Consider the following 18,274-nt stretch of genomic DNA (forward strand, 5'->3'; position numbering starts at 1 on the left):
TTGATTTCGAGTACGAGTTCAGGCACTCCATGCCCCACTAGTTGTCCCCCGAGTGACCCCCTGTACGGGAAGTCTAGGGATGGTGAACATCGTGAGGAACTATTCCAGGCAGAGGGCCGCGACCGAAAGCCGGGCCGTGACAAGAGCATGAAGCGGACAGCGTTGACGCCGCCGAAAGCCGCCCGGAGAGTGGGAGACACCCACGGATCCGTACGGATGCCATGCGATGCGGGCAACTCGGCATCGATCGGGGGCTGTCATGAGCGTGACCGAGTCTCCGCACACCGGACCGGCGGCTGTGCTGTTCTCCGCCGTCGCCACGGTCTGCTGGGCGTTCCTGGCGATGGCCGGCACCGCGGCCCTCGGACTGCACCTGCTGGGCGCCGACGCGTACGGCTCGCTGGGCCCGATGACGGCGGCCGTCATGGTGCTCGCGGTGGGCGGCACGGTCGTCCCGCACGGTGCGGTCTCGGCCTTCGGGGTCTCCGGCGTGACGGCCGAAACCGTCATTGACATCGTGCCGTTGGGCGTCTCCCTGGTCGGCGCGCTGCTGCTGGGGCTGCTGTTCCTGCGGTCGCTGCGGGCCGTGCCGGGCGGTGTCACGGCCGGCGGGCTGCTGGCACGCGCTGCCGCCGTCACCGCCCTGTTCACGGCACTCACCGCCGGCCTCGCCTGGGCCGGACACGACTCCGTAACGATCCCGGCCCAGCGGCTGATACCGGGGGCGGCCGGCGGGGGCGGCGGGCCGCTCGACCGGCTGCCCGGGCTCGGTGATCTGCCGGGCCTCGGCGACCTGGGGCGCGAGCTGCCGGGCCTGGTGCTGCCGGGCGGCGCGCTGGGTCTCCTGGACGCCCGGCTCCGGGTCGACTTCGCCGTGGTGACCTGGCCCGCGCTCGTGGCCGGTGCGCTGTGGGTGCTCGCCGTCCTGCTGATCGCGCTCGCGGCCTCCCGGCGCACCCCGCTCCCCCGCGCGCTGTCCGGCGCGGGCCGCGCCGTCCGCCCGGCCGCCTCGGCGCTGACCCACGTCCTGCTGCTCGCGGTGGTCATCGCCCTGGTGGCCGGGCTCTACGGGGTGACCGGCGGCGACCAGCCGCGGCGCGCGGTGGGCGCCGCACTCCTGGGCGCGCCCAACGGGGCGTGGCTGGCGCTGCCGCTGGGCCTGTTCGTGCCCTGGTACGGCTCGGCGGGCGGGGCGCTGCTCCAGGTGCTCCCCGCACCGCTGCGGGAGCTGCTGGGCGGCGGGGGCGAGCGGCCGGTCACCGTGCCGCGGCTGGCGGAGCAGAGCACGTGGGTGTGGCCGACGGTGCTGGTGGCGCTGGTGCTGATGCTGCTCGCGGGGGTGCTCACGGCGGTGCGCACGGCCCGCACGGGGTCCGGCCTGCTCGCGTACGCGGGCGGCTGCGCGGTGCGGCTGGGCGCGGTCACCGCGCTGGCCCTCCCCCTCCTCGGGTGGCTGACGCGGGTCTCGGCCGCCGTCCGGCTGAGGATCTTCGGCATCGGCGTCCACGAGACCGGCCTCGCCCTGCACGGCAGCTTGGGCGCCGCCGCGGTGCTGGGCGCCGTGTGGGGCGTGGCGGCGGGGCTGGCGGGCGCGGTGCTGGCGGCCCGGACGGGGCTCGGGGGGCGCGGCGCGGCCGGTCCTGTCGGTCAGGGGCGCTCGCCGGCGGCGTACGGGCCGGGGGACGGTCCGGGGCCGTACACACCGTCCACGCCCTACCGGCGGCCGAACCCGGACACCAATCCGTACCTGCGGACGCCGCCGCCCCGGGGCACCGAGGGGCCCGCGCCGCCCCCGCCGGACGCCCCCGGCGGGGGCGGCCCCGGCCGGTCCTGGCCCCCGCCGCACGGCAGTGACACCGCGTCCCGGCCCACCATCAGCGGCATCCCGCTGCCGCGCCCCCGGCCGCGCCGCGGCTCCGGGCGCCGGTGGGACCAGCCGCCCCCGGAACCCCCGCCGCCGGGGCGTCCGGGCGCCGGCCGCTGAGCACCGGGCGGCCCGTCCCGGAGCGGGGTGCCGGGCCGCCCGGAGGGCAGGTGGCCCACTCGGCAGCGGGGTGGCAGGCGTCCACTCGGCGGGACACCTGCGCGGTTCCTGAGCGGAGCCGGATACCGTAAGAGCACCATGAGCGCATCGCAGACACCGCCTGCCACCGCCGTACCGGGCGACGACGTACCGACCCTCCTCGTCAAGATCTTCGGGAAGGACCGGCCCGGCATCACCGCCGGTCTCTTCGACACCCTCGCCGCCTACTCCGTCGACGTCGTCGACATCGAGCAGGTCGTGACCCGGGGCCGCATCGTGCTGTGCGCGCTGGTCACCACGCCCACGGGCAGCGCGTCGAACGGTGCCACCGAGGGCGACCTGCGCGCGACCGTGCACAGCTGGGCCGAGTCGCTGCACCTCCAGGCCGAGATCATCTCCGGTACCGGTGACAACCGCCCGCGCGGCGTCGGACGTTCGCACGTCACCGTGCTCGGGCACCCGCTCACCGCCGAGTCCACCTCCGCCATCGCTGCCGCCATAACGGCCACCGGCGGCAACATCGACCGTATCTTCCGGCTCGCCAAGTACCCCGTCACCGCGGTGGAGTTCGCGGTCTCCGGCACGCCCACCGACACCCTGCGCACCGCGCTCGCCACCGAGGCCGCCGTGCTCGGCGTGGACATCGCCGTGAGCGCCTCCGGGCTGCAGCGCCGGGCGCAGCGCCTGGTCGTGATGGACGTGGACTCCACGCTGATCCAGGACGAGGTCATCGAGCTGTTCGCGGCGCACGCGGGCTGCGAGAAGGAGGTCGCCGAGGTGACGGCGGCCGCGATGCGCGGCGAGCTGGACTTCGAGCAGTCGCTGCACGCCCGGGTGGCGCTGCTGGCGGGCCTGGACGCCTCCGTCGTGGAGCGGGTGCGCAAGGAGGTGCGGCTGACGCCCGGCGCGCGGACGCTGGTGCGCACCCTCAAGCGCCTGGGGTACCAGGTCGGCGTGGTCTCCGGCGGCTTCACGCAGGTCACCGACGCGCTCAAGGACGAGCTGGGGCTGGACTTCGCCTCGGCCAACACCCTGGAGATCGTGGACGGCAAGCTCACCGGCAAGGTCACCGGCGACATCGTGGACCGCGCGGGCAAGGCCCGCCTGCTGCGCTCCTTCGCCCAGCAGGCCGGGGTGCCGCTGGCGCAGACGGTCGCGATCGGCGACGGCGCCAACGACCTGGACATGCTGAACACCGCGGGCCTGGGCGTCGCGTTCAACGCCAAGCCGGTCGTGCGGGAGGCCGCGCACACGGCGGTGAACGTGCCGTTCCTGGACACCGTGCTGTATCTGCTCGGCATCACCCGCGAAGAGGTCGAGGCAGCGGACACGATGGCGGACTGAGCGGTCACCCGCCGCATACGGAAGGGCCCCGGCACGCTGTGTGCCGGGGCCCTTCGGTGTACGCGGGCGGCGTGGGGGCGGTCAGCCCTGCGGCGTCCAGAACGAGACCAGGCGGCCGACGCCGTGCTCGACGGACTTCCAGGAGCCCTCGAAGGCGACGACGGCCAGGGACGCGGTCGGGAAGCCGCTGCGGTTCATCCGCGTGAGCAGCTCGCCGTCCGCCTCGCCGGAGAGCGCGTCGGCGAGGGCGTGCATGCCGGGGTTGTGACCGACCAGCAGCAGGTCGTCGACGTCGTCCGGGACCTCGTTGACCACCGCGATCAGCTCGCCGAGCGAGGCTTCGTACAGCCGGTCCTCGTAGACGGTCTTCGGGCGCCGGGGCAGTTCGTGGACGCAGAGCTTCCACGTCTCGCGGGTACGCAGGGCGGTGGAGCAGAGGGTCAGGCCGGGGTTGATGCCCGCTCCCGCGAGCCATCGTCCGGCGGCCGGGGCGTCCCGGCGGCCGCGCTCGGCGAGCGGCCGCTCGTGGTCGCTCTCCTGGGACCACTCGGCCTTGGCATGTCGGAGAAGGACAATCCGGCGAGGAGAATCGACGCTCATGTGTCCCAGCTTCGCATGAAACCCGGCGCGGGGCGCGGGGTGTTGACAGCCTCGTTCCACAGCGCGGGACGTGGTACCGGAGGCTACACTCCGGCGCCGAGCAGCCGCGCGAGGACGTGGACGAGGGAGGCCAGCGCGGGCGGGGCGCCGGCCGCTTCGGCCCGGGCGGCGGGGGTGAACACGAAGAGCAGCGTCACGAACGAGACCACCGGCAGGGCCAGGGCCCACCACGGCAGCCGCACGGACCGGGCGGCCTTCCCGGCGGGCCGGGTGTCAGCGGCGGACATGGGATTTCGCCTCCGTGCGGTCGAGGGGACGGCACGGCCCCGTGCGGCCGCGCCCACCGCGCTGGTGCGGTGTCCTTCGAACCTACGGGGCCGGGCGTACGCCTCCCATCAGGTGCACCACCCACTTGCCCCTGACCCGTGCCCCCTAGGGGACGGTGGGGACAGCCCCACCCGGCGCCGCGGCGCCGGGAGTCACGGGGCAGCGATGCTGGCGATGATGCCCACGACGACGGTGACGGCGAGCATCGCGCCGAGGACGATGAGCAGCTTCTTCTGGCCGCCCTGCGGATTCGGTTCGAGCACTGGCATGGCACCAGTGTCGCAAACGGCCCCGCGCCGCCGTCCGGCAGTACCGGATACGGGCGGCGGGGGCCGTCCCAGGGACTGCCGGGCGCCCTTCCTCGATGCGGCGGGGGCCGTCTCAGGTACTGCTCAGCGCTCGTCCTCGATGCGGCGGTCCCGGCCGGCCAGCACGCCCATCACGATCTGCGGCACCATCAGCCCGGCCATCAGCGCGATCGGCAGGCCCCAGCCGCCGCTGTGCTGGTACAGCGTGCCCACCAGCAGCGGTCCGGGGATGGAGAGCAGGTAGCCGATGCACTGGGCGAAGGCCGAGAGCTTGACGACGCCGGCGGCGCTCCGCGCACGCATGCCGATCATGGTGAGGGCCAGCGGGAACGCGCAGTTCGATATGCCGAGCAGCAGGGCCCAGCCCCAGGCGCCGGCGGCCGGGGCCAGCCACAGGCCCGCGTACCCGGCGAGGCCGCAGGCCCCGAGGAGCACGGCCAGCGGCCCCTGGTGGCGCATCCGGGCGGCCAGCCGCGGCAGCAGGAAGGACAGCGGGATGCCCATGGCCATGGTGATCGCGAGCAGCACGCCGGCGGTCCCGGCGGGCACCCCGGCGTCGCGGAAGATCTGCGGCAGCCAGCCCATGGTGATGTACGCGGCGGTCGCCTGGAGGCCGAAGAAGACGGCGAGCGACCAGGCGGTGGGCGAGCGGCTGATCCGGACGGCCGGGGCCTCCTGCTGCGGCGCGCCGGCCTCCTGCGGTGCCTCCTGGGGCGCGCGGTGCCGCAGCACGGCGAGCCAGGGCACGACGGCGAGGGCGCCGAGCACGGCCCAGATCGCGAGGCCGGCCTGCCAGCCGCCGCCGAGCGCGCCGGTGACCGGCACGGTGAGCGCTGCGGCGAGCGAGGTGCCCATGGCCAGCGCCATGGAGTACAGGCCGGTCATCGAGCCGACCCGGTCCGGGAAGAAGGTCTTGATGACCACGGGCAGCAGGATGTTGCTGACCGCGATGCCGGCGAGCGCGAGGGCGCTGGCGGCGAGGAAGCCGGCCGTGCCGCCGGCGAAGGGCCGTACGACGACGCCGACGGTGATCGCGGCCATGCCGGCGCACACGATGGCGCCCGGGCCGAAGCGGCGGGCCAGCCGCGGCGCCGCGACGCCGAAGACGGCGAAGCACAGGGCCGGTACGGAGGTGAGCAGGCCGGCGACGGTGCCGCTCATGCCGAGTCCGTCCCGCACCTCCTCCATGAGGGCGCCCAGGCTGGTGATGGCCGGGCGCAGGTTGAGCGCGGCGAGGACGAGACCGGCGGTCAGGACCGCGCCGAGCCAGCGCGGTACGGGCGCGGGGGCACGGTCGGGCGGGGCGCCGCCGGGCGTCCCGGTGGTCTGGGGAGCCTCGGGAGCGGTACCGAGGGTCGCGAGGTCGTCGTCTGCCATACGCACATCATAGAATCATGGGATGAATGCTTGTCCAGGTGATTCCCGCCTCCCGGTGACGGGCCGGGAAAGGCTTAGCATCAGCGATGCCGTGTTCAGGCTCATGCACCCAGGAGCGCCCCTATGCCGCTGACCTCGCCCCGGCGTTCCGCGCTGGCCGACCAGGTGATCGCCCAGCTGCGCGCCCAGATCACCTCGGGCGAGTGGCCGGTCGGCGCGCGCATCCCCACCGAGCCGGAGCTGGTCGAGCAGCTCGGCGTGGCCCGCAACACCGTCCGCGAGGCGGTCCGGGCGCTGGCCCACAACGGCCTGCTGGACATCCGCCAGGGCTCCGGCACGTACGTCGTCGCCACCAGTGAGCTGGCGGGCGTGATGAACCGCAGGTTCGCCGAGGCCGACCCGCGGCACGTGGCCGAGCTGCGGAGCGCGTTGGAGGCCGAGGCGGCGCGGCGGGCCGCCGAGCGCCGTACGGAGGGCGACCTCAAGCAGCTGGACGCGGCGCTGCAGCGCCGGGAGCAGGCGTGGGAGTCGGGCGCCGCGGCGGCGTTCGTGGAGGCGGACGCCACGCTGCACATGGCGATCGTGGCCGCCTCGCACAACGACGTACTGGCGGAGCTGTACGCGGACCTCGGCGGGGTGCTGCGGGAGTTCCTCCGCGCCGACGTGGGCGACGTGCTCCGCCCGGAATCGCACCTGGACCACTCCCGGCTGGTGGACGCGATCCGGGACGGCGACGGCGACCGCGCGGCGGCCGAGGCGAGCGCCCACCCGTACGGCTGCCGGCTGGGCCAGGTCTGAGGCGCCCGTCCCGAGGAGGCCGGGAAGGCGGGCCAGAGGAGGCCGCCGCGCTTCCGCCCGCCCCCTCTTGGGTAACCCCCTGCTGGGGGGACGACCTCGTTCGATTCGCCCCGTAGACGCAGCGCAGGCGGTCCCGTAGGCCCGGCGCAGGCGGTCCCGTAGGCCCGGCGCAGGCAGCCCGTAGGCAAGCCCCGCAGGCCCCGTAAGCCGTCCCCCCGCGCGTGCAGAAGGGCCGCGGCCCGCCCCGTACCGTCGTGTACGGGGGCGGGCCGCGGCCCTCACGCGTCGGTGCGGGTCAGGCGCCCATCATGTGCACGCCGCCGTCGACGTGCACGATCTCGCCGGTGGTCTTCGGGAAGAAGTCCGAGAGCAGGCCGACGACGCCGCGGCCGGCCGGCTCCGGGTCGGTGAGGTCCCAGCCGATCGGGGCGCGGTGGTTCCACACGTCCGCCAGCTCCTCGAAGCCGGGGATGGACTTGGCGGCCATCGACTTGATCGGGCCGGCCGAGACCAGGTTGCAGCGCACGTTCTTGGCGCCCAGGTCACGGGCCAGGTAGCGGTTGGTGGACTCCAGGGCCGCCTTGGCCACGCCCATCCAGTCGTACTTCGGCCAGGCGATCGACGCGTCGAAGGTCAGGCCGACGACCGAGCCGCCCTGCGGCATCAGCGGCAGGCACGCCATGGTCAGCGACTTCAGGGAGTACGCCGAGACCTGGACCGCGGTGGCCACGTCCTCCCACTCCGCCTCCAGGAAGTTGAAGGCGCCCTGCGGGCCGAAGGCGATGGAGTGCACGACACCGTCGAGCCGGCCGTCGTCACCGGTGTGCTCGCGGATCTTGTCGGCGAGACCGTCCAGGTGCTCCTGGTTGGTGACGTCCAGCTCGATGACGGGGGCTTCCTTGGGCAGCCGCTTGGCGATGCGCTCCACGAGCGAGAGCCGGCCGAAGCCGGTCAGGATGACCTCGGCGCCCTCGTTCTGCGCGACCTTGGCCGCGTGGAAGGCGATCGAGCCGTCGGTGATGACACCCGTGACCAGGATGCGCTTGCCGGCGAGGATTCCACTCATATCGTCAGTGACCCATGCCCAATCCGCCGTCGACGGGAATGACGGCTCCAGTGATGTACGCGGCCTCGTCGGAGGCCAGGAAGCGGACCGAGGCGGCGATCTCCTCGGGCTGCGCGTAACGCGCGAGCGGAACCTGCTTCACGATGTTCTCGCGCTGCTCGTCGGTGAGCGCGCGGGTCATGTCGGTGTCGACGAAGCCGGGCGCGACGACGTTGCAGGTGATGTTCCGGGAGCCCAGCTCGCGGGCGACCGAGCGGGCGAAGCCGATGAGGCCGGCCTTGGAGGCCGCGTAGTTCGCCTGGCCCGCCGAGCCCAGCAGGCCCACCACGGACGAGATCAGCACGATACGGCCCTTGCGCGCCCGCAGCATGCCGCGGTTGGCCCGCTTGACCACGCGGAACGTACCGGTGAGGTTGGTCTCCAGGACCGAGGCGAAGTCGTCCTCCGACATCCGCATGAGCAGCTGGTCACGGGTGACGCCGGCGTTGGCCACCAGCACCTCGACCGCGCCGTGCTTCTCCTCGATCTCCTTGTACGCCTGCTCGACCTGCTCCGTGTCGGTGATGTCGCACTTCACGGCCAAGAACCCCGCCGGGGGTTCGCCGGAGCGGTAGGTGATGGCGACCTTGTCGCCTGCCTCGGCGAAGGCGCGGGCGATGGCGAGGCCGATGCCGCGATTGCCTCCGGTGACCAGAACCGAGCGGCTCAAGAGATCACCCTTTCCGTGTCCTGTCCGACGTGTGTTCCTTACGAAACTAGCGGTCAGCGGGCCGATACGGAGAATCGACCTCGCACAGGTGCGCTCGCCGGTCACTGTCGGGTCCCTACAGAACCCCGTGCGCCGCATCCGCGTCGCATGCCCCGGCCGACCGGCCCGACGTCCTGCGCGGGACGGGTCCGGCACGGCATGATGCGTGGCGCCGACCACGGGAGGGATGCCGTGCCCGCTACACCTCGTTCCGTAGACGAGAGCTTCCTCGCGCTGCCCCTGCACGCGCTGGCCGATGCCGCGCTCGCGCGGGCCCGGGCGCTCGGGGCCGACCACGCCGACTTCCGGCTGGAACGCGTCCGGTACGCCTCCTGGCGGCTGCGGGACGCGAAGACCGCCGGGTCGTCCGACACCACCGACCTCGGGTACGCGGTACGGGTCGTGCACGGCGGAGCCTGGGGCTTCGCGTCGGGTGTGGACCTGACCATGGACGCGGCGGCGCGGGTGGCGGCCCAGGCGGTCGCGATGGCCAAGCTGTCGGCGAAGGTGATCGACGCGGCGGGCTCGCGGGAGAAGGTCGAGCTGGCCGACGAGCCCGCGTACCCGGACCGCACGTGGGTGTCGTCCTACGAGACCGACCCCTTCGACGTGCCGGACGCGGACAAGAGCGGGCTGCTGGCGGAGTGGAGCGGGCGGCTGCTGGCCGCGCCGGGCGTGACGCACGCGGACGCCTCGCTGCTCACGGTCCGGGAGAACAAGTTCTACGCCGACACCGCGGGCACCACGACCACCCAGCAGCGGGTCCGGCTGCACCCGGAGCTGACGGCCGTCGCGGTGGACGGCGGCACCGGCGAGTTCGACTCGATGCGGACCGTCGCGCCGCCGGTGGGCCGCGGCTGGGAGTACCTGACCGACGGGCGGTACGACTGGGACGCCGAGCTGGCGGAGCTGCCGGAGCTGCTGGCGGAGAAGATGCGCGCGCCGAGCGTGCGGGCCGGCCGGTACGACCTGGTGGTGGACCCCTCCAACCTGTGGCTGACGATCCACGAGTCGATCGGCCACGCGACCGAGCTGGACCGGGCGCTGGGGTACGAAGCGGCGTACGCGGGCACCTCGTTCGCCACCTTCGACCGGCTGGGCACCCTGAAGTACGGCTCGGACCTGATGCACGTGACGGGTGACCGGACCGCCGAGCACGGGCTCGCCACCATCGGGTACGACGACGAAGGGGTCGAGGCCCAGTCCTGGGACCTGGTCAGGGACGGCGTCCTGGTCGGCTACCAGCTGGACCGCAGGATCGCGAAGCTCACCGGCTTCGAGCGGTCCAACGGGTGCGCGTACGCGGACTCGCCCGGTCACGTACCGGTGCAGCGGATGGCCAACGTCTCGCTGCAGCCGGCGCCGGACGGGCCGTCCACCGAGGAGCTGATCGCGGGCGTGGAGCACGGCATCTACGTGGTCGGCGACCGGTCCTGGTCCATCGACCAGCAGCGGTACAACTTCCAGTTCACCGGGCAGCGGTTCTTCCGGATCGAGCACGGGCGGCTGGCGGGCCAGCTGCGGGACGTGGCGTACCAGGCCACCACCACCGACTTCTGGGGCTCGATGGCCGCGGTCGGCGGGCCGCAGACCTACGTGCTGGGCGGCGCCTTCAACTGCGGCAAGGCCCAGCCGGGCCAGGTCGCGTCCGTCTCGCACGGCTGCCCCTCCGCCCTCTTCACGGGCGTCAACATTCTGAACACCACGCAGGAGGCCGGGCGATGAGCACACGTACGCCGCGTACGGACGCGCCGCACGAGATCGTCGAGCGGGCGCTGGCGCTCTCCCGGGCCGACGGCTGCGTGGTGATCGCGGACGAGTCCACCACCGCCAACCTGCGCTGGGCCGGCAACGCGCTGACCACCAACGGCGTCACCCGCGGCCGCAACCTCACGGTGATCGCCACCGTGGACGGCACGGAGGGCACCGCGTCCGGCGTCGTCTCGCGCGCCGCGGTGACCGCCGACGACCTGGAGGCGCTGGTGCGGGCGGCGGAGGCGGCCGCCAGGGCCGCCGGGCCCGCCGAGGACGCCCGGCCGCTCGTCCCGGGCGGCGCGCCCTCGCCCGGCTTCACCGAGCCGCCCGCCGAGACCTCCCCGGACGTCTTCGCGGACTTCGCGCCCGCGCTGGGCGAGTCCTTCCGGCGGGCCAGGGACGGCGGCCGCGAGCTGTACGGGTTCGCCAGCCACGCGGTGGTCTCCTCGTACGTGGGCTCCTCCGCGGGGCTGCGGCTGCGCCACGACCAGCCGACCGGGACGCTGGAGCTGAACGCCAAGTCGCCCGACCGCACCCGCTCGGCCTGGGCGGGCCGGGCCACCCGCGACTTCCGGGACGTCGACCCGCTGGCCATGGACGCCGACCTGGCGCGGCGGCTGGCCTGGGCGGGGCGGCGGATCGAGCTGCCGGCCGGGCGGTACGAGACGCTGCTGCCGCCGACCGCCGTCGCCGATCTGCTCGTGTACCAGCTGTGGTCGTCCGGGGCGCGGGACGCGGCCGAGGGCCGTACGGTCTTCTCGGCGCCCGGCGGCGCCACCCGGGTCGGCGAGAAGCTCTCCGGGCTGCCGCTGACGCTGCGCAGCGACCCGGGGGCCGCGGGCCTGGAGTGCGCGCCCTTCGTGCTGGCGCACAGCTCGGGGGACGACGCCTCGGTGTTCGACAACGGGCTGCCGCTGGGGCCCACCGACTGGATCCGGGACGGCGCGCTGAACCAGCTCGTCACCACCCGGCACAGCGCGGAGCTGACCGGCCTGCCGGTGGCCCCGGCCGTGGACAACCTGCTGCTGGAGGCGGGCGGCACCAAGTCGCTGGACGAGCTGGTGGCCGGCACCGAGCGCGGGCTGCTGCTGACCTGCCTGTGGTACATCCGCGAGGTCGATCCGGCGACGCTGCTGCTCACGGGGCTGACGCGGGACGGCGTGTACCTCGTGGAGCGCGGTGAGGTGGTCGGTGAGGTGAACAACTTCCGGTTCAACGAGTCGCCGGTGGACCTGCTGGGGCGGGCGAGCGAGGCGGGCCGCACGGAGCGCACGCTGCCGCGCGAGTGGAGCGACTACTTCACGCGCGCCGCGATGCCCGCGCTGCGCGTCCCGGACTTCAACATGAGCTCGGTGAGCCCGGGGGTGTGAGGGGCTGTCGTGCTGCCGGGGCGGGTCCGCGGGGGCCCGCCCCGGGGCGGCGGGCATTCGTCGTACCGTGTGGCCTGCCTGTGGATACTCGGTCGGCCACGCTTCGCACGGCTAATAGAATCGGTGCCGTCCTCCCGTTTGGGATCAACGACCGATCAGGAACGCCATGACACGCCTCGGCGAATCCGTCGCCCGCGCCAGCTCGCTGCTCTCCGCAGACCTCTCCGCCGACACCACCGTCGCGGAGCTGCTGAAGGAGACCGGCTCGCGGCGCTATCTCGACCTGACGGACCTGCCGGCCAAGGAGCAGGCCGAGCTGATCGCCTCCCGTACGGTCGAGGTGCTGCCGGGCGTGGACCAGCTCGCCGAGCGCATCGAGGAGCGCCGGGCGGCCGGCAAGGGCCTGCACATCAAGCTGGGCATCGACCCGACCGCGACCGATGTGCACCTGGGGCACGCGGTCCCGCTGATCATCCTGAGCCGCTTCCAGCGGCTCGGCCACGACGTCACGCTGATCATCGGCGACTTCACGGCCAAGATCGGCGACCCGTCGGGCCGCACGGCCGAGCGTCCGCCGCTGACCGACGAGGACATCGCGCGGAATCTTGCGAGCTACCGCGACCAGGTCCGGCCGTTCTTCGACTTCGAGAAGGTCAGCTTCCGGCAGAACAGCGAGTGGCTGGCGCCGTACACCTTCCCCGAGCTGCTGAGCCTGCTCTCCAAGGTGCCGGCCTCCCAGCTGCTGCAGCGCGAGGACTTCCGTACCCGCCTCGCGTCGGGTGCCGGGCTGACCATGACGGAGATGCTCTACCCGATCGCGCAGGGCCTGGACTCGGTGGCGCTGGAGTGCGACGTGGAGCTGGGCGGCGCCGACCAGCTGCTGAACCTCCAGATGGGCCGCAAGCTCATGGAGCTCAAGGGCCAGCAGCCGCAGCTGGTGGTCACGATGCCGCTGATCGAGGGCACCGACGGCACGGGCGCGAAGATGTCCAAGTCCAAGGGCAACTACGTCGGCCTGTCCGCCCCCGCCGACGACGTCTTCGGCAAGATCATGTCGGTCCCGGACCGGCTGATGGAGCCGTACCTCAAGGCGTGGACCGAGTGGACGGACGAGGAGATCGCCCAGGTCCTGGGCCGTATCGAGGCGAAGACGCTGCACCCGATGGATCTGAAGAAGATCCTCGCGGGTGAGGTCGTGGCCGCGCTGTACGGCATCGAGGCGGCGATGGCGGCCCGCGCCGGGTTCGTCGCGCAGTTCTCCAAGAAGTCCTTCGCCGACGTCTCCACGCTGCCGTCGGTGGACCTCGCCGAGCACGGCGCGGAGACGGTGGCCACGGTGCTGACCAAGGTCCTGGAGTTCACCCCGAGCGCGTCGGCGGCCCGCCGGCTGGCCAAGCAGAACGCGCTGCGGCTGGTCATCGAGGCCGAGTCGGGCCAGGAGACGGTGGTGCTGGCCGAGGCGGACGCGATCCGTCCGCTGGCCGAGGTGCTGGCGGAGAAGCTGGCCGCCACGCCCGGTACGCCGTACCTCAAGGCGGGCCGCAAGCTGGCCCAGCTCGAGGGCGAGGCGTAAGCGGCACCGTCCGGAGCGGGCGCGCGGAGACGCCGCGGGGGCGCTTCGCAGGCCGCGGTACGTGGCCGTACGTGCGGTACGTCGCGCCGTTCCGGCGGGCCCGGGAGCCGGGTCCGCCGGAACGGTTCGTGACGGCGGGGTCAGACCCGCTGTTGCCGGTGTGTCCTCCCGCGCACCATGGCCCACAGCCGACTGCCCACGCCGACGACGATCACCGCGCCGATCAGCTGGAGCAGATGCCGGGTCCAGTCGATTCCTTTGGTGTCCTCGACTCCGATGCCGGTGGCGGCCCAGTTGCCCAGCACACTGCCGAGCATGCCGAAGACCACCGTCAGCCAGAGCGGGATCGCTTGTTTGCCGGGGATGAGGGCCCTCGCGATCACGCCCAGGACCAGACCCAGAATGATGGCCCACAACCAGTTCATGTCGCCTCCTAGTGGGGCGCGGTGTACAAGGCCGTGCATCGTTCAGTTTCGTACCGCCACCCGTACGGCGCACGTCGGAGCCGTCTGTACGCATGACGCCGCCCCGTGCCTGCCCGGAGATATCACGACCCGGTCTCGAAGGCTGCGCAGGCCCGGCGTAACGTGGGACGGGTCCGGCATGAGGGGTGTGCCCGGTATGACGACAGGTGGTGGAACGTGATGCGGAAGCAGAGCAGCGCCCAGACCTTCCGGATCACGGGAGCCCGCCAGGGGCTGACCGAGGACGTCCGTGGGCGGCAGCGACGCTATGTGATCTCGATGTCCGTGCGGACGGTGGCGGTCATCCTCACCGCCGTGCTCTGGAACGTCGAGCGGCCCGTCGCCATTATCACCCTGATCGCGGGTCTGGTGCTGCCCTACATCGCGGTGGTCATCGCCAACGCGGGCCGGGAGAACGTGACTTCACTCCCGTCGTCCTTCATCGGCGCTCCGTCGCGGCCCATGTTGACCGCTCGATCGGGTGACGTTCCGGCGGAACCCGCGCCGGAAGCGGGACGGGCCGACTCCGCCGAACCCCGCGGTGAGCACGGCTGATCTCCTGACGGTACGCAAAGCTCAAGAAAAGCTCAGATCAATCATGTGGTTCCGGTGCACCCGGCACGGTCCCCCATGACATACTTCGTACGCGCTCCGCATCCCCCGTCGGAGCGACGGACCGACGCCGGGCGGCTCCCCCCGTGGCTGCCCGGCGTCGCCATGCCCGGATCCGGAAGGCCGGGCCGGGGCGACGTAGGGTTGAGGCTGTGAACTCCCCTGAGAACGCAGTGATCTGCTCCGCCAAGGGCTGCCGTGCCGACGCGGTGTGGGTACTGGCCTGGAACAACCCGAAGCTGCACACGCCCGACCGCCGCAAGACCTGGCTCGCATGCGACGAGCACCGCGAGCATCTCTCCCAATTCCTCGGCGTCCGCGGCTTCCTGAAGGACGTGGTGAAACTGGAGGAGTGGGAGGCCCGGGAGGACTGAGGCCCAACTCCGGGCGCGCGGCCGCTCCGTCGGCGCACGCCCCGGCCTCTGCGGCGCGTGGACTCGCATCGGCACCGGCCCCCGCGGCGCTGCACGCGGCCGCGGCGGCCGGCCCCGCCCGGTGCTCAGCCGCCGATCGCCGACATCGGCCGCTCCGGCTGCAGGAAGCTCGGGTCGTCCAGGCCCGAGCCGGCCTTCTTGTCCCACATCGCGCCCTTCCACAGGCGCGCGATCTCCTCGTCCGGCGCGTCCGAGCGCAGCGCGGCCCGCAGATCGGTCTCCTCGGTGGCGAACAGGCACGTGCGCACCTGGCCGTCGGCGGTCAGCCGGGTACGGTCGCAGGCCCGGCAGAACGGGCGGGTGACCGAGGCGATGACGCCGACCCGGGCCGGGCCGCCGTCGACGAGCCAGCGCTCGGCGGGCGCGGAGCCGCGCTCCTCCTGCCCCTCGGGGGTCAGCTCGAAGCGGGTACGCAGCGAGGCGAGGATGTCACCCGCGGTGATCATGCCCTCGCGCTTCCAGCCGTGCTGCGCGTCGAGCGGCATCTGCTCGATGAAGCGGAGCTCGTAACCGTGCTCCACGGCCCAGGCGAGGAGGTCGGGGGCCTCGTCGGCGTTGAGCCCCGGCATCAGGACGGAGTTGACCTTGACCGGGGTGAGCCCGGCGGCGTGGGCGGCGGCCAGGCCGCGCAGCACGTCGGCGTGGCGCTTGCGGCGGGTCAGGGCCTGGAAGACGTCCGGGCGCAGGGTGTCCAGCGAGACGTTGACCCGGTCCAGGCCGGCGTCGCGCAGCGCGGTGGCGGTGCGCTCCAGTCCGATGCCGTTGGTGGTCAGCGACATCTGGGGGCGCGGGTCGAGGGCCGCGACGCGCTCGACGATCGAGACGAGGCCGGGCCGCAGCAGCGGCTCGCCGCCGGTGAAGCGGACCTCGTCGACACCGAGCTGCGTGACGGCGATGCGGATCAGGCGGACGATTTCGTCGTCCGTGAGCAGGTCGGGCTTGGCGAGCCACTGCAGGCCCTCTTCGGGCATGCAGTACGTGCAGCGCAGGTTGCACCGGTCGGTCAGCGAAACCCGCAGGTCGGTGGCTACTCGCCCGAAAGTGTCGATGAGCACGAGGCCCCCTCCCCCGGTGTCGGTTCAGTACGTTGTCGAGCGTACGCGATGGGTGTGACAACCGGCACGGATCCGATCTCACGACGTGGGACCGGCCGCGTCGTAGGGAGCTACGACGCGGCCGGTCCCGTCCGGTGCCGGGGGCCGGTTCAGTGCGCTCCGGTGCCGGTCAGGGACCGGACCTCCAGCTCGGCGTACTTCTTCACGTCCGGCTCCTCCTTGGAGAGCAGGGACCCGAGCCAGCCGAGCAGGAAGCCCAGCGGGATGGAGATCAGGCCCGGGTTCTCCAGCGGGAAGAAGGCGAAGTCGGCGCCGGGGAACATCGAGGTCTCCTTGCCGGAGACGACCGGCGAGAAGAGCACGAGGAACACGGAGGAGATCAGGCCGCCGTAGATCGACCACAGCGCTCCGGAGGTGGTGAAGCGCTTCCAGAAGAGGCTGTAGAGGATCGTGGGCAGGTTGGCGGAGGCGGCGACGGCGAAGGCCAGGGCGACCAGGCCCGCGACGTTCAGGCCGCGCGCGAAGACGCCGAGGACGATCGCGACGGCGCCGATGCCGACGGTGGCCCAGCGCGCGGCCCTGACCTCCTCCTTCTCCGACGCCTTGCCCTTCTTGATCACGTTGACGTACAGGTCGTGCGCGAAGGACGAGGACGAGGCGAGGGTGAGGCCCGCGACCACGGCGAGGATGGTGGCGAAGGCGACGGCCGAGATGACGGCGAGCAGGATCGCGCCGCCGGTGGAGTCGGCGCCGCCGCCGATCTCCTGGGCGAGCAGCGGTGCCGCGGTGTTGCCGGCGGGGTTGGACTCGGTGATCGTCTTGGGGCCGACCAGGGCAGCGGCGCCGAAGCCGAGCGCGATGGTCATCAGGTAGAAGACGCCGATGATGCCGATGGCCCAGTTCACGGACTTCCGGGCGGCCTTGGCCGTGGGCACGGTGTAGAAGCGGATGAGGATGTGCGGCAGGCCCGCGGTGCCCAGGACCAGCGCGATGCCCAGCGACAGGAAGTCGATCTTCGAGGTGGCGGTGGCGCCGTACTTCAGGCCCGGCTCCAGGAACGCCGCGCCCTTGCCGCTCTCCTCGGCGGCCCTGCCGAGCAGCTCGGAGATGTTGAAGTGGAACTTGAGCATCACCAGGAAGGTGATCAGCAGGGTGCCCGCGATCAGCAGGATGGCCTTGACCATCTGCACCCAGGTGGTGCCCTTCATGCCGCCGATGGTGACGTAGAGGATCATCACGATGCCGACGAGCACGACGACGAGGATCTTGCCGGTCTCGCTGGTGATGCCGAGCAGCAGGGTGACGAGCGCGCCGGCGCCCGCCATCTGGGCCAGCAGGTAGAAGATCGAGACGACGATGGTGGAGACGCCGGCGGCGGTGCGCACGGGGCGCTGCCGCATCCGGTAGGCGAGCACGTCGCCCATGGTGAAGCGGCCGGAGTTGCGCAGCGGCTCGGCGACCAGCAGCAGTGCGACCAGCCAGGCCACGAGGAAGCCGATGGAGTACAGGAAGCCGTCGTACCCGAAGAGGGCGATGGCGCCGGCGATGCCGAGGAAGGACGCGGCGGACATGTAGTCGCCGGAGATCGCCAGGCCGTTCTGGAAGCCGGAGAACTGCCGGCCGCCGGCGTAGAAGTCCTCGGCGCCCCTGGTCTGCCGGCCGGCCCACACGGTGATGCCGAGGGTGGCGGCCACGAAGACGGCGAAGAGCGTGATGATGAGTGCCCGGTGCTGGCTCGCGCCCTCGGCGGCCAGTGCCGGCGCTCCGGCGGCGAGCTGGTACGTGAGGCTCATGCGTCGCCCTCCTCGCGGGTGGTGCCGTGCTCCAGCCGGACCTTGATCGCCTCGGCCTGGGGGTCGAGCTTGGTGGCGGCGTGCCGGGAGTACCACCAGGCGATGAGGAAGGTCGTCACGAACTGGGCGATGCCGAGGACGAAGGCGACGTTGACGTTGCCCGCGACCTTGGTGCCCATGAAGTCGCCCGCGTAGTTGCTGAGCAGCACGTACAGCAGGTACCAGAGCACGAAGGCGACGGTCAGCGGGAAGGCGAACGAGCGGTAGGAGCGGCGCAGTTCGCTGAACTCCGCGCCGGCCTGCACTTCGGTGAAGGGCGGCGCCTCGTGGGGCGCGTCGTGCTGCGCCTCGTGTTCCTGGTGCGGCCCGGGGTCGGCGGGCGGCTGGGCGGCGGTGCTCACGCGGTCTCCTGTTTCTCGCGGGGTCCGGCTGGTTCCGGGAGGTGGCATAAGATTCAGATCAGTGACGCGGATCACGCATGCTAGAGGTGCGCGATCCCTTCCGACAGGGGCCGGGCCCCAAATCACCGGCGAAATCGAGGGGTACGGCCCGCCACCGGCGGCGGGCGGGGTCGTTGTCCGGGTGTGACGCCTCCAGCCCGCCGACGCCGGCCGGGGCCGGGCCGAC

General features: G+C 72.6%; 18 protein-coding genes. 8 read left to right on the forward strand and 10 right to left on the reverse strand.

Translation table 11 applies throughout. The features are described 5' to 3' along the window. Nucleotides 1-259 precede the first annotated feature (259 nt). Both C3486_RS37415 and serB read left to right on the forward strand, forming a co-directional pair. On the forward strand, nt 260-1,984 hold the full coding sequence (locus C3486_RS37415; RefSeq protein WP_181138660.1) for a streptophobe family protein: 1,725 nt from the start codon (nt 260-262) through the stop codon (nt 1,982-1,984). A gap of 138 nt (nt 1,985-2,122) precedes the next feature. Further along, a complete protein-coding gene (gene serB, locus C3486_RS23145; protein WP_103834681.1) occupies nt 2,123-3,367 on the forward strand; it encodes a phosphoserine phosphatase SerB in 1,245 nt (414 codons plus the stop codon). A gap of 81 nt (nt 3,368-3,448) precedes the next feature. Here serB and C3486_RS23150 read toward each other — a convergent pair whose 3' ends face one another. The 4 genes from C3486_RS23150 to C3486_RS23160 all read right to left on the reverse strand — a co-directional run bounded on the left by C3486_RS23150 (nt 3,449) and on the right by C3486_RS23160 (nt 5,979). Further along, nucleotides 3,449-3,967, reverse strand: a complete 519-nt coding sequence (locus C3486_RS23150) for a histidine phosphatase family protein (RefSeq protein WP_103834682.1) — start codon at nt 3,965-3,967, stop codon at nt 3,449-3,451. Between the two features lie 83 nt (nt 3,968-4,050). Then, nucleotides 4,051-4,254, reverse strand: coding sequence for a hypothetical protein (locus tag C3486_RS23155; RefSeq protein ID WP_103834683.1), 204 nt, complete (start codon nt 4,252-4,254; stop codon nt 4,051-4,053). A gap of 192 nt (nt 4,255-4,446) precedes the next feature. Further along, nucleotides 4,447-4,563, reverse strand: a complete 117-nt coding sequence (locus C3486_RS38165; protein ID WP_258052954.1) for an SGM_5486 family transporter-associated protein — start codon at nt 4,561-4,563, stop codon at nt 4,447-4,449. 123 nt (nt 4,564-4,686) lie between these two features. Then, on the reverse strand, nt 4,687-5,979 hold the full coding sequence (locus C3486_RS23160; RefSeq protein ID WP_103834684.1) for an MFS transporter: 1,293 nt from the start codon (nt 5,977-5,979) through the stop codon (nt 4,687-4,689). Between the two features lie 123 nt (nt 5,980-6,102). On the opposite strand from C3486_RS23160, the gene C3486_RS23165 reads away from it, so the two are divergent. After that, nucleotides 6,103-6,777, forward strand: coding sequence for a FadR/GntR family transcriptional regulator (locus C3486_RS23165; RefSeq protein ID WP_103834685.1), 675 nt, complete (start codon nt 6,103-6,105; stop codon nt 6,775-6,777). Between the two features lie 295 nt (nt 6,778-7,072). On the opposite strand, the gene fabI is transcribed toward C3486_RS23165, so the two are convergent. Then, complete coding sequence (gene fabI, locus C3486_RS23170; RefSeq protein ID WP_103834686.1) at nt 7,073-7,843, reverse strand: enoyl-ACP reductase FabI; 771 nt, start codon at nt 7,841-7,843, stop codon at nt 7,073-7,075. A gap of 4 nt (nt 7,844-7,847) precedes the next feature. Beyond that, the gene (fabG, locus tag C3486_RS23175) at nt 7,848-8,552 is read right to left on the reverse strand and encodes a 3-oxoacyl-[acyl-carrier-protein] reductase (RefSeq protein ID WP_103834687.1); all 705 of its coding nucleotides are present in this window, start codon (nt 8,550-8,552) and stop codon (nt 7,848-7,850) included. Between the two features lie 201 nt (nt 8,553-8,753). On the opposite strand from fabG, the gene C3486_RS23180 reads away from it, so the two are divergent. From C3486_RS23180 to tyrS, 3 genes are all read left to right on the forward strand, one after another. After that, complete coding sequence (locus tag C3486_RS23180; RefSeq protein WP_103834713.1) at nt 8,754-10,316, forward strand: TldD/PmbA family protein; 1,563 nt, start codon at nt 8,754-8,756, stop codon at nt 10,314-10,316. Beyond that, nucleotides 10,313-11,716 carry a metallopeptidase TldD-related protein gene (locus C3486_RS23185; RefSeq protein WP_103834688.1) on the forward strand — a complete coding sequence of 468 codons (1,404 nt, stop codon included), beginning with the start codon at nt 10,313-10,315 and terminating at the stop codon, nt 11,714-11,716. The genes C3486_RS23180 and C3486_RS23185 overlap by 4 nt, the downstream gene beginning before the upstream one ends. A gap of 166 nt (nt 11,717-11,882) precedes the next feature. Next, entirely contained in the window at nt 11,883-13,289 is a 1,407-nt protein-coding gene (gene tyrS / locus C3486_RS23190; protein ID WP_103834689.1) for a tyrosine--tRNA ligase, read from the forward strand. Between the two features lie 140 nt (nt 13,290-13,429). Here tyrS and C3486_RS23195 read toward each other — a convergent pair whose 3' ends face one another. Further along, on the reverse strand, nt 13,430-13,714 hold the full coding sequence (locus tag C3486_RS23195) for a GlsB/YeaQ/YmgE family stress response membrane protein (RefSeq protein ID WP_103834690.1): 285 nt from the start codon (nt 13,712-13,714) through the stop codon (nt 13,430-13,432). Nucleotides 13,715-13,933: 219 nt separating this feature from the next. Between C3486_RS23195 and C3486_RS23200 the strand changes: the two genes are divergently transcribed. Then, complete coding sequence (locus C3486_RS23200; RefSeq protein WP_103834691.1) at nt 13,934-14,308, forward strand: DUF3099 domain-containing protein; 375 nt, start codon at nt 13,934-13,936, stop codon at nt 14,306-14,308. 209 nt (nt 14,309-14,517) lie between these two features. Further along, on the forward strand, nt 14,518-14,739 hold the full coding sequence (locus C3486_RS23205; protein WP_103834692.1) for a hypothetical protein: 222 nt from the start codon (nt 14,518-14,520) through the stop codon (nt 14,737-14,739). Nucleotides 14,740-14,864: 125 nt separating this feature from the next. On the opposite strand, the gene moaA is transcribed toward C3486_RS23205, so the two are convergent. The 3 genes from moaA to C3486_RS23220 form a co-directional block, all read right to left on the reverse strand. Further along, nucleotides 14,865-15,854, reverse strand: a complete 990-nt coding sequence (gene moaA, locus C3486_RS23210) for a GTP 3',8-cyclase MoaA (protein WP_103834693.1) — start codon at nt 15,852-15,854, stop codon at nt 14,865-14,867. Nucleotides 15,855-16,003: 149 nt separating this feature from the next. Next, complete coding sequence (locus tag C3486_RS23215; RefSeq protein ID WP_103834694.1) at nt 16,004-17,647, reverse strand: cation acetate symporter; 1,644 nt, start codon at nt 17,645-17,647, stop codon at nt 16,004-16,006. Then, nucleotides 17,644-18,048, reverse strand: a complete 405-nt coding sequence (locus tag C3486_RS23220) for a DUF485 domain-containing protein (RefSeq protein WP_374936908.1) — start codon at nt 18,046-18,048, stop codon at nt 17,644-17,646. The genes C3486_RS23215 and C3486_RS23220 overlap by 4 nt, the downstream gene beginning before the upstream one ends. Nucleotides 18,049-18,274: the final 226 nt, after the last annotated feature.

It is taken from the genome of Streptomyces sp. Ru73 (assembly GCF_002920575.1).
Taxonomy (GTDB): Bacteria; Actinomycetota; Actinomycetes; order Streptomycetales; family Streptomycetaceae; genus Streptomyces.